Here is a 24,750-nt window from a genome sequence, read left to right on the forward strand (position 1 = left end):
TTAGAGAACGGGTTCGGGATGCTCCCGTAACACCGTCAGCAAAGCCGTGGCACTCGCGCCACGACAATCCACAACTGTTTGGGCCCCGGCGGCACGTGCCAGCTCGGCGACCCTGGGGCTTGGTACAAACAACGGCAACTGCGCCAACTGTGGCCAGGCATCGCCGGCCAATTGATGCAGATGCTCAAAACCCTGTCCACTGCTGACCACCAGCCCGTTCAAGCGTTCCGCCTTGATCCGCTCAGGCAGTGTTGCCGGCGGATACTGTGGAAGCTTGCGGCGATACAACTCCAGATACTCGACACTAGCACCAAGCTCGCGCAAACGCTCTGCGAGCAACTCGCGGCCCCCCTCCCCACGCAGGATCAGCACCCGTGGATCAGGCTGCTCGACAGCCTCGCGCAACGACGCAAGCTCCAGCAAGGCTTCGCTGTCATCACCCTCGGCCGGAAAACTCACGTCCAACCCGTGTTCATCAAGGATCTGCGCCGTCGCCGCGCCTACGCTGAACCACTTCAGGCGCGGTGCTTGCGGCCAGTACTGGTCGACCAGATCCACCGCGATTCTGGCGGCGGGCTTGCTGACCACAATCACGGCGCAATAACGATCCAGATCCTGAATCACCAGGCGCATTGTGGCAGAGGCCGGAATCGGTTCAATTTCCAAAAGCGGCAAACTGCTGCTGAAAATCCCCGCTTCGGCCAACACAGCGCTCAGCGCCGCCGACTCATCCGCCGGACGCGTCAGCAGCAGGCGCCAGCCCGTCACTCGTGACCTGCCTCACCGTAGACCGCTTTCAGAATGTCGTTGGCACCCTGGCTCAGAAGGTCTTCGGCCACTCGCACACCCAGTGCTTCGGCATCGGCGCGCGGTGCACGGGCTTCGGCGCTGAGCAGCAGACCGCCGCTCGGATCGCCCACCAGGCCACGCAACCAGATCTGCTCGCCTTCCAGCACGGCGTAGCAGGCGATCGGCACCTGGCAACCGCCATTCAGATGTTTGTTGAGGGCACGTTCGGCGGTGACACGGGTGGCGGTGTCCTGATGGTGCAGCGGCGCGAGCAAGGCGTGAATTTCGCGGTCGGCGGAGCGACATTCGATGCCCACGGCACCCTGGCCACCGGCCGGCAGGCTGTCATCGACGCTGATCGCCGAGGTGATGCGATCCTCGAAGCCCAGTCGAATCAGGCCGGCCGCCGCGAGGATGATGGCGTCGTACTCGCCGGCATCGAGCTTGGCCAGACGCGTGTTGACGTTACCGCGCAGGAAGCGGATTTCCAGGTCCGGGCGACGGGTCAGCAACTGAGCCTGACGGCGCAGGCTGGAGGTGCCGACGATGCTGCCTGACGGCAATTCGTCCAGGCTGGCATAGGTATTGGAGACGAAGGCATCGCGCGGGTCTTCTCGCTCGCAGATGCAGAACAGACCGAGGCCTTCCGGGAAGTCCATCGGGACGTCTTTCATGGAATGCACGGCGATGTCGGCTTCATTTTCCAGCAGCGCGGTTTCCAGTTCTTTGACGAACAGGCCCTTGCCGCCGATTTTCGACAGCGGCGAGTCGAGCAGCTTGTCGCCACGACTGACCATGGGCACCAACGTCACGAGCAGCCCCGGATGGGCCTCTTCCAGACGGGCTTTGACGTATTCGGCCTGCCACAGGGCGAGAGCACTTTTGCGGGTGGCGATGCGGATTTCGCGAGAGGACATGGATCAATCCGTACTGAATAGATACGGCAGATAATAACAGCTCAACCAAATCCGCTTTGACTTGAATCAGGAATTGCCTGGCCTCCCTGGCCCCGGACGTCCGGCAATCGGGTGAGAAGTTCGCCTGCGGGTGGCGAATTAAAGCTGTTGCATCATTTTGCGCACACCGGCCACATGGCGTCGGCTGACGATCAGGGCGTCACCGTTCAGGCCTTTGAGGAACAGCTGAAAATGCCCCAGTGGCGTGCGTTGTAGGCGTTCGATGCGTTCGCGGGCGACCAGGGCGTTGCGGTGGATCCGCACGAAACGGTCGCCGAATTCATCTTCAAGGGCCTTGAGCGGCTCATCCAGCAGCACTTCGCCGCCTTCATGGCGCAAGGTCACGTATTTGTGATCCGCAATGAAGTAGACCACCTGCCCCAACGGGATCAGTTCAATACCTTTACGGGTACGGGCGCTGATATGGCTGCGCGGGCCGCTGCCGGTTTCGGCGGCGGGACGGGTCAAAGCCGCGAGCTGGACGCGATTGGGGCGTTCGGCTTTTTTCAACGCATCATGCAATTGTTCTGTACGCACAGGTTTCACCAGATAGCCTACGGCGCTGGCCTGTAAGGCTTCCACGGCAAATTCATCGGGACCTGTGCAAAACACCACGGCGGGCGGGGTTTCGCGTTCGCACAATCGTGCAGCCACTTGCAGGCCATCGAGGCCCGGCATGCGGATATCGAGCAGCACGATATCCGGTTTGTGGCTGTCGATCAGTGCCAACGCTTCTTCGCCGTTCGTGGCGCTCGGCTCCAGGACACTGTATCCCTCGAGTTCGCCGACCATTCGGCTCAGGCGCTCGCGGGCAAGGGGTTCGTCATCAACGATCAGGACATTCATATTGCGCTGGATTCCTGCGTGAGTCTCGCACAAGGATAGCGTAGACAGGTGAAGTGACGTCTGTCACCGCGATCCACGCTAAGACTAGCGCGAGGGCCAAAAAGTGCCGCCCGTCCGACTGCTAAATTTTTATTTGCCGGGCAATTGGCGGTTGGCGAGGCATCGCCGTAGGGTTTGCTGATACACAATATGAACACCCCCTCTTCTTATCGTCCGCTGCAGCGCCAGGAAGTGCGCTGATCCTACTGTCCAACTGTAGACGGTTGCCGGCACGTTATTGCTCAATTGAAAAATATCGTTGCGCAATTTCCACAATGCCTGCCTTGAGTATGGGTCGACGCATGAGAAAAAAACGTATCGACCAGTGTCAGCGACAGGATTGGCAACCCTGTTATTATCCGCCGCAGCTTTCAACGCCATCTTTCTTCAGCCGATACGAGCGAATTCATGAGCACTGACAAGACCAATCAGTCCTGGGGCGGCCGCTTCAGTGAACCCGTCGACGCCTTCGTCGCCCGCTTCACCGCCTCCGTCACTTTCGACCAGCGCCTGTATCGCCACGACATCATGGGCTCGATCGCCCACGCCACCATGCTGGCCAAGGTCGGCGTGCTGACTGATGCCGAGCGCGACAGCATCACCGATGGCCTGAAGACCATCCAGGGTGAAATCGAGGCCGGCCAGTTCGACTGGCGCATCGACCTCGAAGACGTGCACATGAACATCGAGGCGCGTCTGACCGACCGCATCGGCGTGACCGGTAAAAAGCTGCACACCGGCCGCAGCCGTAACGACCAGGTCGCCACCGACATTCGCCTGTGGCTGCGTGACGAGATCGACCTGATCCTGGGCGAAATCACCCGCCTGCAAAAAGGCCTGCTGGAACAGGCCGAGCGCGAAGCCGGCAGCATCATGCCGGGCTTCACTCACCTGCAAACCGCGCAGCCGGTGACCTTCGGGCACCACATGCTGGCCTGGTTCGAAATGCTCAGCCGCGACTACGAGCGTCTGGTCGACTGCCGCAAGCGCACCAACCGCATGCCGTTGGGCAGTGCCGCGCTGGCGGGCACCACGTACCCGATCGACCGCGAATACACCGCGCAACTGCTGGGCTTCGACGCCGTGGGCGGCAACTCGCTGGACAACGTGTCCGATCGTGACTTCGCCATCGAGTTCTGCTCGGCCGCGAGCATCGCGATGATGCACTTGTCGCGGTTCTCCGAAGAGCTGGTGCTGTGGACCAGCGCCCAGTTCCAGTTCATCGATCTGCCGGACCGTTTCTGCACCGGCAGCTCGATCATGCCGCAAAAGAAAAACCCGGACGTGCCAGAGCTGGTTCGCGGCAAGACCGGCCGCGTATTCGGTGCACTGATGGGCCTGCTGACCCTGATGAAAGGCCAGCCTTTGGCCTACAACAAGGACAACCAGGAAGACAAGGAACCACTGTTCGACGCCGCCGACACCCTGCGCGACTCGCTGCGGGCCTTTGCCGACATGATCCCGGCGATCAAACCCAAGCACGCAATGATGCGCGAAGCGGCGCTGCGCGGTTTCTCCACCGCCACCGACCTGGCCGACTATCTGGTGCGTCGTGGCCTGCCGTTCCGTGACTGCCACGAAATCGTTGGCCATGCCGTGAAGTACGGCGTGGAAAGCGGTAAAGACCTGGCGGAAATGAGCCTGGAAGAGCTGCGCAAGTTCAGCGACCAGATCGATCAGGACGTGTTCGCCGTGCTGACCCTCGAAGGTTCGGTGAACGCCCGTGACCACATCGGCGGGACCGCTCCGGCGCAGGTCAAGCAGGCGGTGGCTCGCGGCCAGGCGTTGCTCGCCAGCCGTTAAACGGTCTCTGTAACACCTGAGCTCGATGGCTGAAAGGCCATCGAGCTTTTTTATGCTCAGGCTGTCGCGCGCCCAACGGCTCCCACCCGCTGCAAAAAGGCAGGCGCCTCGGCCAGCCGGTCAGCGGCGACTTTTTGTACATTCGGGTTATCCGCCAGGCGCTCCAGCAACGCTTTGGCGCCGGGCATGTCGTCGAGGAAATCGACGTTGAACAAACGCTTTCCGACGTCAACAGCCAGATCGACGCTGTAAAGAAAGTACAAATCGGCCAGGGTGAACTGTTCGCCCGCCACGTACGGTGCAAACCGCGCCCGGTGTTTCAGGGCGGCAAATCCCTTGATCAGGTCTCGCTCGGATTTGGCCTTCAGCGCCTCGGGGGTCGGCCTGCCACCAAAGAACACCTCGACATAACAGACTCGCGCCGGCAGTTCGATATACAACTCGATCTCCTTGGCCAAGGCTCGAACGCCTGCCCTTTCAAACGGCGTTTGCGGCAGCAGAGAAATGCCCGGTTGAGTCTCTTCGATGAAATCGAGGATCGCGTCCGTTTCGCTCAAGAACCCTTGTTCGGTTTCCAGTACCGGCACTTTCCCGCGCGGGCTGACCGCCAGGATGTCCGGGTTCTGGCATCCATGAAACGGAACCGTTTCAAACGGCACGCCTTTCTCCAGGAGTGCCAGTTTGACCATGTTGAAATAATTGCTGGCCGCAAAGCCATACAGTTTGAGCATCATCGGGTCTCCTTGACCGTGGAAGTTTCCTGATCGGAAGCGATCGATGCTCAAAGTAACCAATACCCGGGGCCGTGAAAGAACCCGGTTATTACCGCGTAAGACGCAAATGCCTGAACGGCCCGTCGGACAAGGGCGACGACCATATGGGACAAAAGATTGCGAATCTTCTGACACACAATGGCCGCCACTTCTTTATTTCTTGGACGCCACCATCGCCAGGAACGCGGGCATCGCCGCATCCTTGTCCGCCGCAACCCGCTGCACGTTCGGGTTCTGCTCCAGGCGCTCGAGCAATGCCTTGGCCGCTGGCATGTCTGCCAACAGGTCAACACCAAACAGCTTGTGGCCCACCGCACAGGCCAGCGGCACGCTGTACAGGAAGTACAAATCCGCAATGCTCAGGCTATCGCCTGCAACATAAGGGGCAAACTTGCCGTGCCGTTCAAGCGAGGCAAAACCCAGCAGCAACTCGGCTTTGGTCTTGTCCTTGATGGCGTCGGGTAAAGGCGAGCCGAAAAATGCTTCGCCATAACAGGCACGAGCCGGCAGCTCGATGTACAGCTCGATTTCCTTGGCCAGCGCCAGGACCTGTGCGCGCTCGAAGGGATCGATCGGCAGCAGCGGCGTGCCTTTCTGGCTCTGCTCGATGTATTCGAGAATCACCGAGGTTTCGTTGACAAACCCTTGCTCGACGCGCAGCACCGGCACCTTGCCACGCGGGCTGATGGCCAGCGCCTCAGGGCTCTGGCCTGCATAAAACGGCACTTCCTCGAACGGCAGTCCTTTCTCCAGCAGCGCCAGTTTCACCATGTTGTAGTAGTTACTGACGGAAAATCCATAAAGCTTGAGCATCACGAAGCCTCCAGGCCGTGCGGGGTTGGCAGTGCCTGTTTATAGAACGCCCGGGGGTTTCTCGCCAGCAGCATCACAGCGCTGAATGCAGGTAAACTGCCCGCCTTACCTTGAGGAGCCTGCCATGAGCGAGCCAACCGACATCGATAGCGACGAAGAAGAATTCACCGAAAACACCCTGATCGAAGCGATCGAAAACCAGATCGAGAGCGACAACCCGCCAGCCGCCAAGGCGACCTTCAACAAGTTGACCCTGGTGGGTTACGAGCGTGAGGAAATCCTCAACCTGATGGCTCACGTTTTAGCGGTAGAAATCGACGCGATCCTCGAAGAAGACCGCGCGTTCAACACCGAATGGTACGAAGCGGCACTGCGTGCCTTGCCGGAATTGCCGCCGGAAAAGAAGTAATCCCCCGCTTAGTGTAGGAGCGAGGCTTGCCCGCGAAAGCTCCACCGCGGTCCCTCTGAAACACCGCGTTACCGTTCTTCGCGGGCGAGCCTCGCTCCTACAAACAATCCCCAGGCCTTTCCCCCAGACCCTGACTACACTGGTACGCACCCCGCTGTCGGGGAATGCTTCCCGAAGAGAAAAAACCCTGTCGTGAGCACTGGACATGCCGCGCGAGTGGGATCACCTTAGGGGCGCTGTCGTCCAATTCCTAGAAAGTCTGGAGTCCTTATGTCGCTTACCCCTGAGTTGGTTGCCGAACTGGAAATCCTCGCACTCTTCAACCTGGACAGTTCCCAGGAAGGTTTGAAAATTCATCAGACCGCTGCCCCGAAAGCCATAGCTGCCGCTCAACGCCTGTTCGAAAAAGAACTGATTGACCAACCCGATGGCGGTTATCTGACCAGCCTGGGTCGTGATGCCGCGCAAAGTGTGCAAACCGTTCTCACCATTCTGAGCGTCCAGGAAACAGCCTGACCCACCGTATCGCCCACGGAAACCCCCGCTACGGGATTTCCGCGGGCACTCTTCGATACGAACTGTCGCCCAACGATAGAAATCTGACGCCAAAAAAACAAAATCAGCCTGAATATCCCGGGGCCGAGGCGCTAAACTGCCCCTCATCCTGAGATCCTCCACGTCCGAGCCCTGCGAGCCGGTTTGAGCTGACATGACCCGCACCCATGAAATCCGCCCCGATCTGGACGAGGGAATCGACCGCAAGGTTCTCGGTCAGTTGCGCGCACGTTTTCTAAAGCTCAACGAGGGCCGCATGGCGCGGGCCATGGAAGGGCTGTCGACCCGTCAGCAAGGGGTGTTGACCCTGCTGCCGCTGTTTTTCCACGTCAATCATCCGCTGTTGCCGGGTTACGTTTCCGGAAGCACCCCCGCCGGGCTGTCGAACTTCGAGCCTGACGCCAACGCCCTGGCCGAAGCCCAGCGCCTGACCCGCTCGTTTTCATACAAGCCGCGCCACGGCAGCAATCCACCGCGACCGATTCACGGCCTGTTCCTGATGGGCAGCCTCGGCACCCTGGCGCAGGCCGATCAAAGCGACATGGACGTGTGGGTCTGTCACGCACCGGACTTGAGCGAAAGCGAACTCAACGAGCTGCGTAAAAAGTGCCAGTTGCTCGAAACCTGGGCCGCGAGCCAGGGTGCCGAGGCGCATTTTTTCCTGATCGACCCGGCCCGCTTCGTGCTCGGCGAGCGGGACAATCAACTCAGTTCGGAAGACTGCGGCACCACCCAGCATTACCTGCTGCTGGACGAGTTCTACCGCACAGCAATCTGGCTGGCTGGCCGCACGCCCATCTGGTGGCTGGTGCCGGTGTACGAAGAGGCCGCGTACGACCGCTACACCCACACACTGCTGTCCAAACGTTTCATCCGTGCCGACGAAACCCTGGACCTGGGGCATCTGGCGTACATCCCGCCCGGCGAATTCATCGGCGCCGGGCTCTGGCAGTTGTTCAAGGGGATCGAGTCACCCTACAAGTCGGTGCTCAAGCTGTTGCTGACCGAGGTCTACGCCAGCGAACACCCCAAGGTTCAATGCCTGAGCCTGCGCTTCAAGCAAGCGGTGTTCGCCAACCAGCTCGACCTCGATGAGCTGGACCCGTACGTCGTGGTTTACAGGCGAATCGAGGAATACCTCACCGCCCGTGGCGAATCGGAGCGCCTGGAGCTGGTGCGGCGCGCGCTGTACCTGAAGGTCAATCGTAAACTCACCGGCGGCAGCCGCACCCAGAGTTGGCAGCGCTCGTTGCTTGAACGCCTGGCCCACGAATGGCACTGGGATCAGCGTCAACTGGCGCTGCTTGATAGCCGTAGCCAATGGAAAGTCCGTCAGGTCAGTTCCGAACGCCGGGCGTTGGTCAACGAACTGAATTACAGCTACCGCTTCCTGACCGAGTTCGCCCGCAGCGAACAGACCGTCAGCCTGATCAACAAGCGCGACCTCAACGTGCTGGGCCGACGCCTGTACGCAGCGTTCGAGCGCAAGGCCGACAAAGTCGAGTTCATCAATCCGGGCATCGCCCCGGACTTGGCCGAGGACACCCTGACGCTGGTGCATGCGCCAGACAAGAAAGAATCGGGGCAAACCCAGTGGGGCTTGTACAACGGCAGCCTGACCGCCCTCGAGTGGGAGCATTTCGCACCGATCAAGCGCAGCCGCCAATTGCTGGAACTGCTGACCTGGTGCCACCGCAACGGCGTGATCGATAGCAGTACGCGTCTGGCGTTGCATCCCGGCGACAGTGACCTGAGCGAATTCGAACTGTTCAACCTGCTCGGCAGCCTGCAACAGAGCATCGCCCTGCCCCTGCCCACGGTCGCCGAAGAACCGCTGCTGCGCGCCAGTGTGCCGAGCGAGGTGCTGATTCTGGTGAACGTCGGCGTCGATCCGCTCAAGCATCACCGCGACCTGAACATTCTCATGACCACCGAGCGCACTGACTCGCTGAGTTACGCCGGGGTCCGCGAGAACCTGGTGTTGACCCTGGATCAGGTCACGCTCAACAGCTGGAACGAGGTCTCGGTCAATCGCTTCGATGGCCCTCACGCCCTGCTCGACTGCCTGCGCGATTACCTCAACAACCTGCCGAACGGCCCACAGCAACCCAAGTTGCGGGTGCGTTGCTTCTGCCACAACCGCGCGCAGTTCATTGCGCAACGGGTCGAGGAAGTGATCGACACCGCGCAGAACCTGCTGCTGAGCAAGCTCAATCATCGCTACCTGATTCAGGTCCAGCAGCATTATCACGTGCTGGAATTGGTGCCGGGGCAGGTCAATCACGTCGCCCTCGCCACCCTCCCGGCGCTGTTCGACTACCTCGGCGAAGAGCTGGCGAGCTACAGCCCGCTGCACCTGGACCCAATGGCGCTGGAGGATCAGGACCTGGCGCTGATTCTGCCCATGGGTCAGCCCGAGTGCATTCAGGTGTTCTACCGGACTCACGATGACCAGGCCGATCTGTACGTGCTGGATGAGTTCAATGCCTTGTGGCAACAGCGTTTGCCCTATCACGACGAACAAAGCCTGCTGGTGCCGTTGCAACGTTTCCTGCAATCGATCCAGTACCGGCGCGATGCCTTGCTGCCGATGGACGCCGCCCAGCCACTGAGCCTCGATACGTTGTATTACCAACTGCTGCCGTCGGGTCCCGGACGAGCGCGCCGGGTCGAAGCCCGACTCGCGCCGCAAACTCCGGTCAACAAGCCGTTCTACGATGTGCAGGCGATCGTCGGCAAAGCCGCACCGGGCAAGGTGCAAGTCACGTTGTATTGCAATCAGCGGGAATTTTCAGAGCTGGAGCATGGCGACCAACTGTTCAGTGTGGTCGCCCGGGAAATCGTCGAGCAGCGCCGTGAAACCGATCGCTATCGCTGCTACATCACCGACCTGGACCTGTCGGGTCTGCTCGGTGATGGTCAGAGTTCAAGCAATTTGTACCTGCGCTACAAGGCCGATCTGGAGCGCGCATTGAATGACGCGCTCGAGCTGGTCTGAGGCAAGTTATTCCGGGAAGGGGCCGCCATTGGCTGGCTGCGATTCGACTTCAAGCAGGGTCAGCTTGAGGGTTTTGCCGCCCGGAGCGGGCCAATCGATGTGCTGGCCAACCTTCAGGCCCAGCAGTGCGCTACCGACAGGCGCCAGAATGGAGATCTTGCCTTCGTCCGCGTTGGCATCCTTGGGGTACACCAACGTCAGGTGATAGTCCTTGCCGCTGCTTTCTTCGCGGCAATGCACTCTGGAATTCATGGTCACGACATCGGCGGGCACTTCATCGTGACCGACCACGGTATCGGCGCGATCCAGTTCGGTTTGCAGCGCGATAACGCCCGGCAGCGTGTCGTCCAGGCTGTCGATCAGGCGTTCCAGACGTTGAACGTCCAGACGAGTAAGGGTGATGGAAGGTGCGGTCATGATAGAGGCAGACTCCTTTCTTCTGCACAGAAAAAGCAAAACCCCGCCAGAAAAAGGCGGGGTTTTCACGAGCCTCGATGGGTTGAGGCGTTTCTGGACACTATCACAGCTCAAAAAATATACAAGCAGGGCGCGATGGACCCTATTTTTCGGTAACGCCGATGAAACCTGTAGGAGCAGAGCTTGCTCGCGAAGGCGGCGTGTCAGCCAACATGGGTATCGACTGATGCGCCGCCTTCGCGAGCAAGCTCTGCTCCTACAGGTCTGTGCATCAAGCCAAGGATTTGCGTTGTATAGCCTGCGCGCAGATGACCCGCCGGCGCTCATCATCGGCCGAGCGCCATTCGCGGATGTCTTCGACATGGCGAAAACACCCCAGGCAGACCTTCTGCTCATCCAGCCGACACACGCCGCTGCACGGCGAAGGCACCGCCGGGCTGACATTGCTGTAAAGCGGCTTGGGCGGTCGAACAGGGGCCGGCTGGGTCACGATCTCACAGACCTTCGAAATCGAATTCAGCGCCGGCCTGTTGCTGGACGATGCGCTCAAGCATCTCGCCGAGCTGCTCTTCGCTCTTGTCGCACATCCAGCGCTCGCTCTCTTCGTCGTAGTCGAAGTGGAAGCCACCCGACACCGCCGCCAGCCACAGCTGACGCAGGGGTTCCTGGCGGCTGAAGATCAACTGAGTGCCGTTTTCGAACTTGACGGTGAGCACACCGGCCGAGCTCTCCAGATCGATATCCAGGTCGCTGTCGTCAAAGATGTCCTCCAGGGTTTGCTGGGTGGCATCGACCAGATCGTGGAAACGCGCTTCGGACAAACTCATTACGGCAACCTCAAAAAGTGTCTGATCAGGCTCAAGCGCCGCAAGATACGGGCGAGCCCCGGTGATTGCAAAGGATAACGACCAAGGGCCGATTTAGGTACACCTGTGGGAGCGGGCTTGCCCGCGAAAGCGGTGGTCCAGTCAACAAAGATGCTGAATGTGCTGCCCCCTTCGCGAGCAAGCCCGCTCCCACAGGGGTTGCGTGATACCGACCGGCATCTGGCAAGCCCCGCCGGACGGGACCCTGGTCGCATAGGCAAGCTGCCGGGTGGCCGGTATACTCCGGCGCAATTAACGCATTTTCAAGGATTTCGCCATGAAGCGCCTGATCTCTTCCTTTGCTGCGCTCGTCGCGGTTGCTTGTTTATTGTCGGCCTGTGGTCAAAAAGGTCCGCTGTACCTGCCTGACGATTCCCAGGACCCTGCCGAGCAGGCCCAGTCCTCGCAAAAGCAGCCGTCGAAAGCACACAAGCACGACGTCTACCAATAAGGGAACGCCATGGACGCTTTTAACTACCGTGACGGCGAGCTGTTCGCGGAAGGGGTTGCCCTGTCCGCCATCGCCGAACGCTTTGGCACCCCGACTTACGTCTACTCCCGTGCCCACATCGAAGCCCAGTACCTGGCGTATGCCGATGCACTGGCCGGCATGCCGCACCTGGTCTGCTTCGCGGTCAAGGCCAACTCCAACCTGGGTGTGCTGAATGTCCTGGCGCGATTGGGCGCCGGTTTTGACATCGTCTCCCGTGGTGAGCTGGAACGCGTACTGGCCGCCGGCGGCAGCGCCGACAAGATCGTGTTCTCCGGTGTCGGCAAGACCCGTGACGACATGCGTCGCGCCCTGGAAGTCGGCGTGCACTGCTTCAACGTCGAGTCCACCGATGAGCTGGAACGCCTGCAAATCGTCGCCGCCGAGCTGGGCGTTCGCGCACCGATCTCGCTGCGTGTGAACCCGGACGTCGATGCCGGCACGCACCCGTACATTTCCACCGGTCTCAAAGAGAACAAGTTCGGCATCGCCATTGCCGACGCCGAAGACGTGTACGTGCGTGCCGCGCAGCTGCCGAACCTGGAAGTGGTCGGCGTCGATTGCCACATCGGTTCGCAACTGACCACCCTGCCGCCGTTCATCGATGCCCTCGACCGCCTGCTGGGCCTGGTCGACCGCCTCGGCGATTGCGGCATCTACCTGCGCCACATCGATCTCGGTGGTGGCTTGGGCGTGCGTTATCGCGATGAAGAGCCACCATTGGCTGCCGACTACATCAAAGCCGTGCGCGAGCGTCTCGACGGTCGTGACCTGGCGCTGGTGTTCGAGCCGGGCCGCTTCATTGTCGCCAACGCCGGCGTGCTGCTGACTCAGGTCGAATACCTCAAGCACACCGAACACAAAGACTTCGCCATCGTCGACGCGGCCATGAACGACCTGATCCGCCCGGCGCTGTACCAGGCCTGGATGGACGTCACCGCCGTGCGCCCTCGCGCCACCGCCGCTCGTGCCTACGACATCGTCGGGCCGATCTGCGAGACCGGCGACTTCCTGGCCAAGGACCGTCAGCTGGCCCTCGAAGAAGGCGACTTGCTGGCTGTGCATTCGGCCGGCGCCTACGGGTTTGTCATGAGTTCCAACTACAACACCCGCGGCCGCGCCGCTGAAGTGTTGGTGGACGGTGATCAGGCATTTGAAGTGCGTCGCCGTGAGACGGTAGCCGAGTTGTTTGCTGGCGAAAGCCTGCTGCCGGAGTAAAACCATGCTGCTGCGTTTTACCAAGATGCACGGCCTGGGCAATGACTTCATGGTCCTCGACCTGGTCAGCCAGCACGCGCACATCCTGCCCAAGCATGCCAAGCAATGGGGCGATCGGCACACCGGCATCGGTTTCGACCAGTTGCTGATCGTCGAAGCGCCGAGTAACCCGGACGTGGATTTCCGCTATCGGATCTTCAACTCCGACGGCTCCGAAGTGGAACAGTGCGGCAACGGTGCGCGCTGTTTCGCCCGCTTCGTACTCGACAAACGCCTGACCGCAAAACGGCAGATTCGCGTCGAAACCAAAAGTGGCATCATCGAGCTGGATATCCGCAGTGACGGCCAGATCAGCGTCGACATGGGCGCACCGCGCCTGGTGCCGGCCGACATCCCGTTCGTTGCCGACAGTCAGGCGCCGAGCTACTCGCTCGACGTCGACGGCACCACGGTGGAACTTGCCGCTGTGTCGATGGGCAATCCGCACGCCGTGCTGCGTGTCAGCGATATCAACAACGCACCGGTGCATGAACTGGGGCCAAAAATCGAACATCACCCGCGCTTCCCGGCGCGGGTCAATGTCGGTTTTCTCCAGGTCATCGACCGGAACCGCGCGCAGCTGCGCGTCTGGGAACGTGGCGCCGGGGAAACCCAGGCCTGCGGCACCGGCGCCTGCGCTGCTGCAGTGGCCGCGATCAGCCAGGGGTGGATGGATTCGCCGCTATTGATCGACCTGCCCGGCGGGCGTCTGTCCATTGAATGGGCAGGCCCTGGCCAACCGGTGTTGATGACCGGCCCGGCAGTCCGTGTATATGAAGGACAAGTACGTCTTTGAGTGAGTCAAACCCATGACCGACAAGCCCCAGGTTCCCGCCCTACAGCCCGACGAATCCCCTTCCGAAAGCCTTGAGGCGGCGGCGATTGCCGCGTACCTGGAGGCTCATCCGGATTTCTTCGTCGAGCACGAAGAACTGCTCCCGGCCCTGCGCATTCCGCACCAGCGAGGCGACACCATTTCGCTGGTCGAGCGCCAGATGACCATCCTGCGCGACCGCAATATCGAGTTGCGCCATCGCCTCTCGCACTTGATGGACGTGGCCCGTGACAACGACCGTCTCTTCGACAAGACCCGCCGCCTGATTCTCGCGCTGATGGACGCCACCAGCCTGGAAGATGTGGTGATCAGCGTCGAAGACAGTCTGCGCCAGGACTTTCAGGTGCCTTTTGTCAGCCTGATCCTGCTGGGCGACAACCCGATGCCAGTTGGCCGCTGGGTGACCCACGCCGACGCGCAGACGGCCATTGGCGGTTTGCTTTCGGAAGACAAAAGCGTCAGCGGCAGCCTGCGCGAGCATGAACTGGACTTCCTGTTCGGCGAAGAGCAGCGCAAGCAGATCGGCTCGACCGCCGTCGTCGCCATCAGCCATCAAGGCATTCTCGGCGTCCTGGCCATCGCCAGCCGTGATCCGCAGCACTACAAAAGCTCGGTCGGCACGCTGTTCCTCAGCTACATCGCCGAAGTCATGGGCCGCGTGCTGCCACGGGTCAACAGCTCTCTGCGCTCGGTACGCTGATCGTGGAACGGCAACTGGACGCTTACTGCGAACACCTGCGCAGTGAGCGGCAGGTGTCGCCCCACACGCTGTACGCCTACCGCCGCGACCTCGACAAAGTGTTGGGCTTTTGCGTCAAACAGAACATCGGCAGCTGGGCCGCGCTGGACATTCAGCGCCTGCGCAGCCTGATCGCCCGCCTGCATTCCCAGGGTCAATCGTCGCGCAGCCTGGCGCGCCTGCTCTCGGCCGTGCGTGGGCTCTATCATTATCTGAACCGCGAAGGTCTCTGCGATCACGATCCGGCCAATGGCCTGGCACCGCCGAAAGGCGAGCGGCGATTGCCGAAAACCCTCGACACCGACCGAGCCCTGCAACTGCTTGAAGGTGCGGTAGAGGATGACTTTCTGGCGCGTCGGGATCAGGCGATTCTGGAGCTGTTCTATTCCTCGGGTTTGCGGCTTTCGGAACTGACCGGGCTCAATCTCGATCAACTGGACCTGGCTGACGGCATGGTTCAGGTGCTCGGTAAAGGCAGCAAGACGCGCCTGTTGCCGGTCGGCAAAAAGGCCCGCGAAGCCCTGGAGTTGTGGCTGCCATTGCGCGCCATGACCAACCCGGCGGATGACGCCGTGTTTGTCAGCCAGCAAGGCCGGCGCCTCGGCCCTCGGGCGATTCAGGTGCGGGTCAAGGCCGCCGGTGAACGTGAACTGGGGCAAAACCTGCATCCGCACATGTTGCGACACTCCTTCGCCAGCCACCTGCTGGAGTCCTCGCAGGACCTGCGCGCGGTGCAGGAATTACTCGGCCACTCGGACATCAAGACCACCCAGATCTACACCCACCTGGACTTCCAGCATCTGGCGACGGTTTACGACAGCGCCCATCCACGGGCCAAACGCATTAAGGGCGATGATTCATGACGATCCAATTGATCACCTTCGACCTCGACGACACCTTGTGGGATACCGCCCCGGTCATCGTCAGCGCCGAAGCCGTATTGCGTGAATGGCTGACCGAACATGCACCGAATCTGGGCGCGGTGCCGGTGGAGCATTTGTGGGGGATTCGCGAGCGCATTCTGGGCAGCGAACCGGGCCTCAAGCATCGAATCAGTGCCTTGCGTCGACGGGTGCTTTTCCACGCACTGGAAGAAGCCGGTTACGGTCATGAACAGGCGTCAGACCTGGCCGATCAGAGTTTTGAAGTGTTTCTGCATGCCCGGCATCAGCTGGAAATCTTCCCGGAAGTCGAGCCGACACTGGAGACGCTGGCCAAACACTATGCACTCGGCGTCGTCACCAACGGCAATGCCGATGTGCGCCGTTTAGGGCTGGCCGACTACTTCAAGTTTGCGCTGTGCGCCGAAGACATCGGCATCGCCAAACCGGACGCACGCCTGTTTCATGAGGCGCTGAAGCGTGGCGGCGCAACGGCCGCGACGGCGGTGCATATCGGCGACCATCCGGGTGATGACATTGCCGGGGCACAGCAGGCGGGGTTGCGGGCGATCTGGTTTAACCCGCAGGGCAAATTGTGGGAAGCGCAGAAAGCGCCGGACGCCGAGATTCGCAGCCTGACCGAATTGCCGGCGTTGTTGGCGCGGTGGAATATCCATCACTGACCTTGAGTTCACGACCGACCCTGTGGGAGCGAGCCTGCTCGCGATGAGGCCTTAACATTCACAATTGATGTTGACTGAGACACCGCCATCGCGAGCAGGCTCGCTCCCACAGGGGATCTACACAAGTCTCCAGACTTTTTTACAGACATGAAAAAGCCCGCAGCGACGGCGGGCTTTTTCAGCAAGCAAGGGCAGACGCTTAGATAGGCCGGCTGCCGTACTTGTTGTCAGGCTTCTTGGGAGGATCGGCGACCACATTGGCCTCCACTTCCTGCACCTTGCCGCCCTTGGCCAGGAACTCTTCCATGGCCTTGGCCAAGGCATCGCGTTCCTTGTTTTTTGCTTCGACGCTCGGCAGCTCATCGACCGATACCGCTGCCTTGGCTTTGCCTTTGGCGGTCGGAACGGGCGCATCACCGCCGTCGTCTTCAGCGACGTCTTCCGCCGCTGCTTCCAGACCTTCTTCGGTTTCGTCGTCGTCGCCTACTTCGAGGTCGTCGTTTTCCAGATCATCGTCGCTCATGTTCTACCTCATGACTTGCGAAAAGCAGATTAGTTATAGCCCAGCTTTGCCCTCTGTCGAAGGCTGCCGGAAAAATTCAATAACCGCTGGTGACCAGCGGTTCATGCCTCTTCACCGTGCACGGTGGCGAGGACTTTACGGGCACCGCCAAAATCACGGTGCTCGCCCAGATAAACGCCTTGCCAGGTCCCTAACGCCAGTCGGCCCGCCGAAATCGGCAAACTGAGCTGACAGCCAAGCACGCTGGCCTTGAAGTGCGCCGGGAGGTCGTCCAGGCCTTCGTCGTTATGCTCATAGCCGTCTGTTCCTTGTGGGATCAGACGATTGAAAAATCGTTCGAAGTCGCGACGTACCGCCGGATCGGCGTTCTCGTTGATGGTCAACGACGCCGAGGTATGCTGCAGCCACAAATGCAACAGACCGACCCGACACGCCTTGAGTTCAGGCAGGCCGGCGAGTAACTCGTCCGTTACCAGATGAAAGCCCCGGGGCCTCGCCCGCAGGGTAATCAGAGTCTGTTGCCACATACAGTTCTCCGCACGTTCGGGGCGCATTCTAGCGCGCTCTGGGAAAAAACAAAGACCCTAATATTCCTTCAATCATGTAAGCCATTGGCCGCAGAAAAACGCCCGCCGTAAACACCACTAAACGTGTACGAAAAAACCTTTCAGCAGTCCTCACACTGACAAACTCCAGACAAAAAAATGCCCGGCAAGCCGGGCAAGTTTTTTATGCGCGTCTTACAAGTTGTAGCCGCGTTCGTTGTGAAGCGCCAGATCGATGCCGACAGCCTCTTCTTCTTCAGTGATACGCAGACCCATGACAGCGTCCAGCACCTTGAGAATGATGTAGGTGACGATTGCGGTGTAGATCACCGTGAAGCCCACGCCTTTGCACTGAATCCAGACTTGTGCGGCGATGTCGGTGACGGTGCCGAAGCCACCCAGCGACGGAGCGGCGAACACACCGGTCAGGATCGCGCCGAGGATACCGCCGATACCGTGTACACCGAAGGCGTCCAGGGAATCGTCATAACCGAGCTTGCGTTTCAGGGTGGTGGCGCAGAAGAAGCACACCACGCCCGCTGCCAGACCGATCACCAGTGCGCCCATCGGGCCCACGGTGCCAGCGGCCGGGGTGATTGCAACGAGACCGGCGACCACACCAGAGGCGATACCCAGTGCACTTGGCTTCCCGTGGGTGACCCACTCGGCAAACATCCAGCCCAGTGCGGCGGCGGCGGTTGCGATCTGGGTAACCAGCATCGCCATGCCGGCAGTGCCGTTGGCCGCTGCGGCGGAACCGGCGTTGAAGCCGAACCAGCCAACCCACAGCATCGCTGCGCCCATCAGGGTGTAACCGAGGTTGTGCGGTGCCATCGGGGTGGTCGGGAAGCCTTTACGCTTGCCGAGCACGATGCACGCCACCAGACCGGCCACACCGGCGTTGATGTGCACCACGGTGCCGCCAGCGAAATCGAGCACGCCCCAGTCCCACATCAGGCCGCCGTTGCCGGACCAGACCATGTGCGCGATCGGTGCATAAACCAGAGTGAACCAGATGCCCATGAAGATCAGCATCGCGGAGAACTTCATCCGCTCAGCGAAGGCACCGACGATCAGCGCAGGGGTGATGATGGCGAACGTCATCTGGAAGGTGATGAACACCGCCTCAGGGAACAACGCCGCAGGACCCGTCAGGCTGGCGGGGGTGACACCGGCGAGGAAAGCCTTGCCCATGCCGCCGAAGAAGGAGTTGAAGTTGACGACGCCCTGTTCCATGCCGGTGGTGTCGAACGCGATGCTGTAGCCATAAATGACCCACAGGACGCTGATCAGACCGGTAATGGCAAAGCACTGCATCATCACGGAAAGAATGTTTTTGGAGCGAACCATGCCGCCGTAGAACAGCGCGAGGCCGGGAATGGTCATGAACAGCACGAGGGCTGTCGAGGTCAGCATCCAGGCGGTATCGCCGGAATTGAGGACTGGGGCCGCCACTTCGTCTGCCGCCATGGCCAGGCTGGGCATTACGAGGGACAACAGGGCTCCTAGCCCTGCGAATTTACGCAGAGTCATATTGTTTTCTCCTGGGGCGTTGGGGTTTGTGGCGGCTTAAATCGCGTCGGTATCGGTTTCGCCGGTACGGATGCGAATCGCCTGTTCCAGATTGACCACGAAGATCTTGCCGTCACCGATCTTGCCGGTGTTGGCTGCCTTGGTTATCGCCTCGATAACCCGATCAAGATCCTTGTCGTCAATGGCGACATCGATCTTCACCTTGGGCAGGAAATCGACCACGTATTCCGCGCCGCGATACAGCTCGGTGTGACCCTTCTGCCGTCCGAAGCCTTTGACTTCGGTAACGGTAATGCCCTGCACGCCGATCTCGGACAGCGATTCGCGCACGTCGTCCAACTTGAACGGCTTGATGATGGCAGTGACTAGCTTCATGAAAACTCTCTCCCGAATTGGTGGACTTGCCCCAGGAAAACAAACCCGGCTCAAGTCTAAGCGCAGTGCCTGGCTTTGTAACGCATCGTCGGCCTTACCTGCCCGTCCGACGCCAGCTAACCGCTCCGCACGAAACTCTTCCCCCGTTTCGCTTGGCGCACTGCATTCGTCACATCGACTGCATCAGTGCATGGGTCACTACCGTCTAAGCAGAAAGCTTGCCATCTCCACAAAACCCTCAGTTTTCAAGCTCTTGGCCGTAGATGCCCACCACATCGCTGCAACACCGGACGCGTTACGCACAACAACGGTGCGGCACCGTCCGTCCGCATGCGCGAAAAGCGTGCATCCCTGCGGTCGGGATTGACTATAGACACTGCGTGATACACTGCCCGCCATTGTTTCCAGGACCTTTCCCATGCTCGCGCCCAAAGATTTCCTCGACGCCTTGACCGGCACAGCCTCCCGCCTCTTCAGCGGCGACACCCCACTGCCGAAAAGCGAAATCGAAAGCCAGTTCAAGGCGTTGCTGCAAAGCGGCTTCAGCAAACTGGATCTGGTGAGCCGGGAAGAGTTTGATAGTCAGATGGTTGTGCTGGCACGTACGCGGGCACGCCTGGAAAGCCTGGAAGCGAAGGTTGCCGAGCTGGAAGCAAAGCTCAATCCCCCAACCGAGTAACCCCGCAAATCCCACTTTGAAACCCGATCCACTGTGGGAGCGAGCCTGCTCGCGATTGAAGGTCGGAACGACCTTCAGATGCATCTGTAGGAAATGGTGCCATGGGCGATCTCAAGCCCTCAAAAATCCCGGCACCTTCCTACAACAAAACCACCGCCGTCCGATTGCGCCGCAAAGCCCCGGTTCCTAAGCTCGCCCAATGCTGAATGTTCAGCACCGGGTTTGGCGACCTGGAAGCTTAAGGAGCATGACGACCATCGACACAAGTCATGGCGGTTGTGCGTGGGAGGCCTTCGGGTCTGCCGGGTTCCTTTTGCTCCGGTTCGCCAACCCGCGTACAACTGCCACCCAATTGTTTGGCGACGATTGCGGGCAGCCCTTTTAGCAAGAGGAGCTGTATCAATGAATAGCGATGATGCTTATCTGATCCCCCACGTCTTCACCCGCCACAAACTCCACCTCCACGCCCTCCTCCTCCAAAACCAACCCTGGTTCAGCGCCCGCGACCTCGGCCGCTTCCTGCGCCTCTACCTCGACGACCGCGCCGTCCGAAAACTCGACCCCGACCAACACCAGTCCGCACAAATGCTCATCCACGGCAGAATCGAAAATACCCTGCTGATCAGCGAATCCGGCGTCTACGCCTTACTGATCTACCACTACTGCCCCGAATACCGGGCCCTGCGCGAATGGCTGACCCACGACGTAGTGCCTGCCCTAAGGGATGCCCAGCAACCCATATCTATCGACCGGCCGATCCTGAGCCTGCTGCACTGGCCGGAGATGTCGCTGAACTTGTTGCACTGGAATAACCAGCCGTGGATTCGTCTGCAGGATGTGCCGCAGATGCTGCCTGATCAGGAGTCTTCAAGGTCTGCTATCAGTGCACCTTGGTGGAAAAGAGCCGCGAAAATGCTTCACGCATTCTGAATAAAAAACCCCACGCTTTTTGCGTGGGGTTCGGTAAATCCAAGACAACAATCAGGCGCAGTGTGCAAGCCGCTCGACCTGATCCCGAATCGCGGCCCCTCGCTCAATCTCGGCTTTACGCAAATCGTAGGTCGATTGAAGGTTGAGCCAAAATTCCGGGGTCGTGTCCAGACAGATAGATAGCCGTAGAGCCATATCAGCACTGACACCCCGACGCTGAAGCACAATATCGTTGACCGTAGGTGTCGACACGTTCAACGCTCTGGCCAGAGCGGCAGCCGTCAGGCTCAGAGGCTCCAGGTATTCCTCTTTGAGGATCTCGCCAGGGTGCACCGGGCGCATACCATTTTTAGTCATTACTCACCTCAGTGATAATCGACGATTTCTACATTCTCCGGCCCGTTGCAGCCCCAGACAAAGCAAATTCGCCATTGAGCGTTGATGCGGATGCTGTGCTGACCTTTTCGATTTCCCTCCAACGCCTCCAGGCGATTGCCCGGCGGAGATCGAAGGTCTTTCAGCACGACAGCATCATCAAGCATCGTCAGCTTTCGTTCCGCGACACTCAGAATGGCTGACCACAAACGGGTCTTACCGTTGCAAAACAGGTACTCGGTCTCAGAACACTTAAAGCTAACGATCATAATTTAAAGCTTAACGTTATGCATTAATCTTGAGTGTATAAGGCAAATTCATGAATGCAAACTCGCTGCTATGAGTATTTCCCCCTCTTTCAAAACTCTAGGAAAAGGACTACCCACGCCCTTCAGAAGGCCCCAAAAACCAAGCTTGGTCCTACAAAAATATGGGTCAATTCTGATTGCATCAAAACTGTCTTCGGCGCTTAAGTTGACTGGCCTAACAACTAAACCATCAATCAAAGGCAGGTCGCTGTGAAGCCCAAAAAACGGCAAGCAAAACTGTTACTCATCGCTGAGCTTCATGCCGAGGCGCTCCGTTTAGCCGGAAGCGTTTCTGCCAGCCAACATCGTTTTTTTAAAGTGGCAGCAATGTATGGCAAAGAGCTCGAACCTGATGGCTGGCTTGCAGGCACGAGTCGGACCAGGCTCCCCGAATAAACCGCCCAAGTGGCGGTTTTTTTCGCATCCAAAGCAGCGCAACAAAGCTCGCAACATCCTGCGAAAGTTTCGCGGCTCAGCCGCCGCACCAAATCATCACCTCCCGACTACCCTTCAAAAACCCGCAGGAAGCGGCCCCCGTAAAGCTCAAGGAACGACCATGTCCCTCTCCATCGTCCACAGCCGCGCCCAAATCGGCGTGGATGCGCCCGCCGTCACCGTCGAAGTCCACCTGGCCAACGGTCTGCCATCGCTGACCATGGTCGGTTTACCCGAAGCAGCGGTGAAGGAAAGCAAGGATCGGGTGCGCAGTGCGATCATCAACTCAGGCCTGCAATTCCCGGCGCGGCGCATCACGCTGAATCTCGCCCCCGCTGATTTGCCGAAGGACGGCGGACGGTTCGATCTGGCGATTGCCCTGGGGATTCTGTCCGCCAGCGTGCAGGTGCCAACGCTGACACTGGATGATGTGGAATGTCTGGGAGAACTGGCGCTATCAGGCGCGGTACGTGCCGTGCGGGGCGTGTTGCCGGCCGCACTGGCGGCACGCAAGGCCGGACGCTCGCTGATGGTGCCGCGAGCGAATGCCGAGGAGGCTTGCCTGGCGTCGGGGTTGAAGGTGATCGCGGTGGATCATTTGCTGGAAGCGGTCGCGCACTTCAATGGGCACACACCGGTCGAGCCTTACGTTTCCAACGGTTTGCTCTATGCCAGCAAACCCTATCCAGACTTGAACGAAGTACAGGGCCAACTTTCGGCCAAACGCGCATTGCTGATTGCGGCGGCGGGCGCTCATAACCTGCTGTTCAGCGGACCACCGGGCACCGGAAAAACCCTTCTGGCGAGTCGCTTGCCGGGACTGCTTCCACCCCTGGCCGAACATGAAGCGCTGGAAGTCGCCGCCATCCAATCCGTCACCAGTTGCGTGCCCTTGAGCCACTGGCCGCAAAGGCCCTTCCGCCAACCCCATCACTCCGCCTCCGGCCCGGCGCTGGTGGGCGGCGGTTCGAAGCCGCAACCGGGTGAAATTACCCTCGCCCATCATGGCGTTCTATTCCTCGATGAACTGCCGGAGTTCGACCGCAAGGTGCTGGAGGTTTTGCGAGAGCCGCTGGAGTCCGGCCATATCGTGATTTCCCGCGCCAAGGATCGCGTGAGGTTTCCGGCCCGCTTTCAATTGGTGGCCGCGATGAACCCGTGTCCCTGTGGATATCTTGGCGAACCCAGTGGTAAATGCAGCTGTACACCGGACATGGTCCAGCGCTACCGCAATAAATTATCGGGGCCACTGCTGGACCGCATTGACCTGCACCTGACCGTCGCCCGGGAAGCCACGGCGCTGAATCCGGCACTCAAACCCGGCGATGACACCGCCACTGCCGCATTGCTGGTCGCCGACGCCAGAGAGCGTCAACACAAACGCCAGGGCTGCGCGAACGCTTTCCTTGATCTGCCGGGCCTGCGCAAACACTGCACGTTATCCACAATCGACGAAACCTGGCTGGAAACAGCGTGCGAACGACTGACCCTATCGTTGAGGTCTGCGCATCGACTGCTCAAGGTCGCACGAACCCTCGCAGACCTTGAGCAGGTCGATGGCATCACCCGTGGTCATCTGGCTGAAGCGCTGCAATACCGGCCAACCTCCAGCTGATGGAATCACTCCTTCGTCAGATCCACCAACGGCGTCTGCCGAACCTCGGTTTCCCGCCCGTCCTGAATGTCACTCACCCGCTTCAGCGCCTGGTCCACAGCGCCTTTGTCCGCCAACAAGCTGTAACTGATCTGAAACTGCTTGTGCTCCTTCGGCGCAATCGTCGGCACCAGCCCCAGCGGCCGCTGATAGCGCCGGTTATAGGAAAAGCTGGTCCCCGGCTCGAGACCGGTGACATAGCCCTGGCCTTGGGTATCGGTGTTTTTCCACAGCGAAAACACGGGCAGCGTTTTAGTGTTAAAGCCGACCGAAACGCCCAGGCTACCTGCCTTGTTATGCAACACCGTCAACGTGTCACCCTTGTCATCGCCATACGGCACCACGTTGTAAACCGTCTCGTCATAGTCCTTGGTCGGCGCGCGGTAAGTCTGCCAGTCCGGCAGATCACCTTTGGCCTTGTCGTTGAACGGCGACACCTGTTTGACCGGCGCAACGAAACGGGCGCCCTGCTCCAGGAATGGCGTGCTGAAATTACTGTGGTACAGCGCCTGATATTCCTTCGGATAGTCGCCGTTGTTGGTCAGGGTATCGTTGAGCGTGAACGCTGCGCTGCCGGGCTCGGTGACCAGTTCGGTGATCACCGAGAAGTCGACTTTCTTGAAGGCCTGTTCTTTCAGCTCGCCGCGCAGGCTGATGGCATAAGGCGGTTTTTCGTCGATGTGCAGCGTGACTGTGCTGGCCGGAATGTTGGCAGCGCGGCCATGCAGGGTCAGGAGTTCGCCGTTGTCGACGCCGGGGTGGCCGACCCATTCGTAGCCGCAACGGGTGACCAGCTCATTGAAACCTTCGAGCCAGCCGAGTCCGCCGCGACCGTTGAGCTCAATGAAGGACGGATTGACCACGTCCTTGACCGGCGAATCCCAGCCCATGCGCACATTGCCGACCGATGCCTGCAAAACGTTCATCCCGCGAGTCGGCACCACCGAGAGTTTCATCGTGCCGTTATCGATGTCGACGATGCTGACGCCCTCCTGCCGACCGCCGTGCAAGTTACGAAGGGTCACGGAGAAGGGTTTGTCGGTTTTCACACCGAGTTGCTGGCTGGTGATCTGCCAGTTTTGAGCAGCCTTGTCGCTGTCGAGCAGGACGTAATCCCAAGCCATGGCGTGGGAGGCGGACAGAGCGCCAAAGGCAACGACGAATTTGAGCGGAGTCATGGGGAGGCCTTTCTTGGAGTTGTGCATTTTTTATAGCGCTGATGAAACGATTCAGCAAGCTTAAAA

Annotated in this window: 28 protein-coding genes and 1 pseudogene; 13 read left to right on the plus strand and 16 right to left on the minus strand. The window is 59.9% G+C overall.

Translation table 11 applies throughout. The features are described from left to right. From KGB27_RS16625 to KGB27_RS31600, 4 genes and pseudogenes are all read right to left on the minus strand, one after another. Positions 1-768, minus strand: coding sequence for a uroporphyrinogen-III synthase (locus tag KGB27_RS16625; RefSeq protein ID WP_223555382.1), 768 nt, complete (start codon positions 766-768; stop codon positions 1-3). Then, positions 765-1,706, minus strand: coding sequence for a hydroxymethylbilane synthase (hemC, locus tag KGB27_RS16630; RefSeq protein WP_008040638.1), 942 nt, complete (start codon positions 1,704-1,706; stop codon positions 765-767). The genes KGB27_RS16625 and hemC overlap by 4 nt, the downstream gene beginning before the upstream one ends. 138 nt (positions 1,707-1,844) lie before the next feature. Beyond that, a complete protein-coding gene (locus tag KGB27_RS16635) occupies positions 1,845-2,591 on the minus strand; it encodes a LytR/AlgR family response regulator transcription factor (protein WP_008024350.1) in 747 nt (248 codons plus the stop codon). Beyond that, positions 2,588-2,797: pseudogene (locus KGB27_RS31600) on the minus strand (sensor histidine kinase); the annotation flags it as partial. The pseudogene KGB27_RS31600 and the gene KGB27_RS16635, both read right to left, overlap by 4 nt. A 241-nt stretch (positions 2,798-3,038) precedes the next feature. On the opposite strand from KGB27_RS31600, the gene argH reads away from it, so the two are divergent. After that, entirely contained in the window at positions 3,039-4,433 is a 1,395-nt protein-coding gene (argH, locus tag KGB27_RS16640; RefSeq protein ID WP_008040637.1) for an argininosuccinate lyase, read from the plus strand. A gap of 56 nt (positions 4,434-4,489) precedes the next feature. On the opposite strand, the gene KGB27_RS16645 is transcribed toward argH, so the two are convergent. Together KGB27_RS16645 and KGB27_RS16650 are read right to left on the minus strand one after the other, a co-directional pair. Beyond that, positions 4,490-5,164 (minus strand): glutathione S-transferase family protein, encoded by a 675-nt coding sequence (locus KGB27_RS16645; RefSeq protein ID WP_032832560.1) that lies wholly within the window; start codon positions 5,162-5,164, stop codon positions 4,490-4,492. 195 nt (positions 5,165-5,359) lie between these two features. Then, entirely contained in the window at positions 5,360-6,019 is a 660-nt protein-coding gene (locus tag KGB27_RS16650; protein ID WP_223555384.1) for a glutathione S-transferase family protein, read from the minus strand. Between the two features lie 124 nt (positions 6,020-6,143). Between KGB27_RS16650 and KGB27_RS16655 the strand changes: the two genes are divergently transcribed. The 3 genes from KGB27_RS16655 (at position 6,144) to KGB27_RS16665 (ending at position 9,981) form a co-directional block, all read left to right on the plus strand. Beyond that, complete coding sequence (locus KGB27_RS16655) at positions 6,144-6,428, plus strand: hypothetical protein (protein ID WP_008024357.1); 285 nt, start codon at positions 6,144-6,146, stop codon at positions 6,426-6,428. A 270-nt stretch (positions 6,429-6,698) separates the two neighbouring features. Next, positions 6,699-6,944 (plus strand): TIGR02647 family protein, encoded by a 246-nt coding sequence (locus KGB27_RS16660; protein ID WP_008024358.1) that lies wholly within the window; start codon positions 6,699-6,701, stop codon positions 6,942-6,944. A gap of 193 nt (positions 6,945-7,137) precedes the next feature. Continuing rightward, a complete protein-coding gene (locus tag KGB27_RS16665) occupies positions 7,138-9,981 on the plus strand; it encodes a class I adenylate cyclase (RefSeq protein ID WP_223555386.1) in 2,844 nt (947 codons plus the stop codon). 6 nt (positions 9,982-9,987) lie between these two features. On the opposite strand, the gene rnk is transcribed toward KGB27_RS16665, so the two are convergent. From rnk to cyaY, 3 genes are all read right to left on the minus strand, one after another. Next, entirely contained in the window at positions 9,988-10,398 is a 411-nt protein-coding gene (gene rnk, locus KGB27_RS16670) for a nucleoside diphosphate kinase regulator (protein WP_008024364.1), read from the minus strand. A 271-nt stretch (positions 10,399-10,669) separates the two neighbouring features. Next, on the minus strand, positions 10,670-10,888 hold the full coding sequence (locus KGB27_RS16675) for a DUF1289 domain-containing protein (protein ID WP_081500210.1): 219 nt from the start codon (positions 10,886-10,888) through the stop codon (positions 10,670-10,672). 4 nt (positions 10,889-10,892) lie between these two features. Continuing rightward, on the minus strand, positions 10,893-11,225 hold the full coding sequence (cyaY, locus tag KGB27_RS16680) for an iron donor protein CyaY (RefSeq protein ID WP_008024366.1): 333 nt from the start codon (positions 11,223-11,225) through the stop codon (positions 10,893-10,895). A 316-nt stretch (positions 11,226-11,541) separates the two neighbouring features. Here cyaY and lptM point away from each other — a divergent pair, with 316 nt between their 5' ends. The 6 genes from lptM to KGB27_RS16710 are packed head-to-tail and all read left to right on the plus strand — an operon-like array spanning position 11,542 to position 16,149. After that, positions 11,542-11,715, plus strand: a complete 174-nt coding sequence (gene lptM, locus KGB27_RS16685; RefSeq protein WP_008040632.1) for an LPS translocon maturation chaperone LptM — start codon at positions 11,542-11,544, stop codon at positions 11,713-11,715. Positions 11,716-11,724: 9 nt separating this feature from the next. Then, positions 11,725-12,972: a diaminopimelate decarboxylase gene (lysA, locus tag KGB27_RS16690; RefSeq protein WP_008040631.1), complete on the plus strand. Its 1,248-nt coding sequence runs from the start codon at positions 11,725-11,727 to the stop codon at positions 12,970-12,972. A gap of 4 nt (positions 12,973-12,976) precedes the next feature. After that, entirely contained in the window at positions 12,977-13,807 is an 831-nt protein-coding gene (gene dapF, locus KGB27_RS16695; protein WP_192227475.1) for a diaminopimelate epimerase, read from the plus strand. A gap of 13 nt (positions 13,808-13,820) precedes the next feature. Beyond that, positions 13,821-14,546 carry a DUF484 family protein gene (locus KGB27_RS16700; protein WP_008024376.1) on the plus strand — a complete coding sequence of 242 codons (726 nt, stop codon included), beginning with the start codon at positions 13,821-13,823 and terminating at the stop codon, positions 14,544-14,546. A 2-nt stretch (positions 14,547-14,548) separates the two neighbouring features. After that, positions 14,549-15,448, plus strand: coding sequence for a tyrosine recombinase XerC (xerC, locus tag KGB27_RS16705; RefSeq protein WP_008040629.1), 900 nt, complete (start codon positions 14,549-14,551; stop codon positions 15,446-15,448). After that, a complete protein-coding gene (locus tag KGB27_RS16710) occupies positions 15,445-16,149 on the plus strand; it encodes an HAD family hydrolase (protein ID WP_223555388.1) in 705 nt (234 codons plus the stop codon). Before xerC ends, KGB27_RS16710 begins: the two co-directional genes overlap by 4 nt. Before the next feature lie 199 nt (positions 16,150-16,348). Here the strand turns inward: KGB27_RS16710 and sutA are convergent, their stop codons facing one another. From sutA to glnK, 4 genes are all read right to left on the minus strand, one after another. Beyond that, positions 16,349-16,672 (minus strand): transcriptional regulator SutA, encoded by a 324-nt coding sequence (sutA, locus tag KGB27_RS16715; protein ID WP_008030496.1) that lies wholly within the window; start codon positions 16,670-16,672, stop codon positions 16,349-16,351. Positions 16,673-16,773: 101 nt separating this feature from the next. After that, positions 16,774-17,199 (minus strand): secondary thiamine-phosphate synthase enzyme YjbQ, encoded by a 426-nt coding sequence (locus KGB27_RS16720; RefSeq protein ID WP_008030499.1) that lies wholly within the window; start codon positions 17,197-17,199, stop codon positions 16,774-16,776. Positions 17,200-17,412: 213 nt separating this feature from the next. Further along, complete coding sequence (locus KGB27_RS16725) at positions 17,413-18,750, minus strand: ammonium transporter (RefSeq protein WP_008030500.1); 1,338 nt, start codon at positions 18,748-18,750, stop codon at positions 17,413-17,415. Between the two features lie 36 nt (positions 18,751-18,786). Then, positions 18,787-19,125, minus strand: a complete 339-nt coding sequence (gene glnK / locus KGB27_RS16730) for a P-II family nitrogen regulator (protein WP_002555808.1) — start codon at positions 19,123-19,125, stop codon at positions 18,787-18,789. Positions 19,126-19,543: 418 nt separating this feature from the next. Here glnK and KGB27_RS16735 point away from each other — a divergent pair, with 418 nt between their 5' ends. Continuing rightward, positions 19,544-19,804, plus strand: coding sequence for an accessory factor UbiK family protein (locus tag KGB27_RS16735; protein WP_008030504.1), 261 nt, complete (start codon positions 19,544-19,546; stop codon positions 19,802-19,804). A 402-nt stretch (positions 19,805-20,206) separates the two neighbouring features. After that, on the plus strand, positions 20,207-20,734 hold the full coding sequence (locus KGB27_RS16740) for a Bro-N domain-containing protein (protein WP_223555390.1): 528 nt from the start codon (positions 20,207-20,209) through the stop codon (positions 20,732-20,734). A gap of 51 nt (positions 20,735-20,785) precedes the next feature. Here KGB27_RS16740 and KGB27_RS16745 read toward each other — a convergent pair whose 3' ends face one another. Both KGB27_RS16745 and KGB27_RS16750 read right to left on the minus strand, forming a co-directional pair. After that, positions 20,786-21,091 carry a HigA family addiction module antitoxin gene (locus KGB27_RS16745; protein WP_007980826.1) on the minus strand — a complete coding sequence of 102 codons (306 nt, stop codon included), beginning with the start codon at positions 21,089-21,091 and terminating at the stop codon, positions 20,786-20,788. Between the two features lie 8 nt (positions 21,092-21,099). Next, positions 21,100-21,378 (minus strand): type II toxin-antitoxin system RelE/ParE family toxin, encoded by a 279-nt coding sequence (locus KGB27_RS16750; protein WP_084320214.1) that lies wholly within the window; start codon positions 21,376-21,378, stop codon positions 21,100-21,102. Positions 21,379-21,973: 595 nt separating this feature from the next. Between KGB27_RS16750 and KGB27_RS16755 the strand changes: the two genes are divergently transcribed. After that, positions 21,974-23,467, plus strand: coding sequence for a YifB family Mg chelatase-like AAA ATPase (locus tag KGB27_RS16755; RefSeq protein WP_008037951.1), 1,494 nt, complete (start codon positions 21,974-21,976; stop codon positions 23,465-23,467). Positions 23,468-23,472: 5 nt separating this feature from the next. Here the strand turns inward: KGB27_RS16755 and KGB27_RS16760 are convergent, their stop codons facing one another. Continuing rightward, positions 23,473-24,684 carry an aldose 1-epimerase family protein gene (locus tag KGB27_RS16760; protein WP_223555392.1) on the minus strand — a complete coding sequence of 404 codons (1,212 nt, stop codon included), beginning with the start codon at positions 24,682-24,684 and terminating at the stop codon, positions 23,473-23,475. Between the last annotated feature and the right edge of the window lie 66 nt (positions 24,685-24,750).

This window comes from Pseudomonas sp. BF-R-01, assembly GCF_019946615.1.
Lineage (GTDB): Bacteria > Pseudomonadota > Gammaproteobacteria > Pseudomonadales > Pseudomonadaceae > Aquipseudomonas > Aquipseudomonas migulae.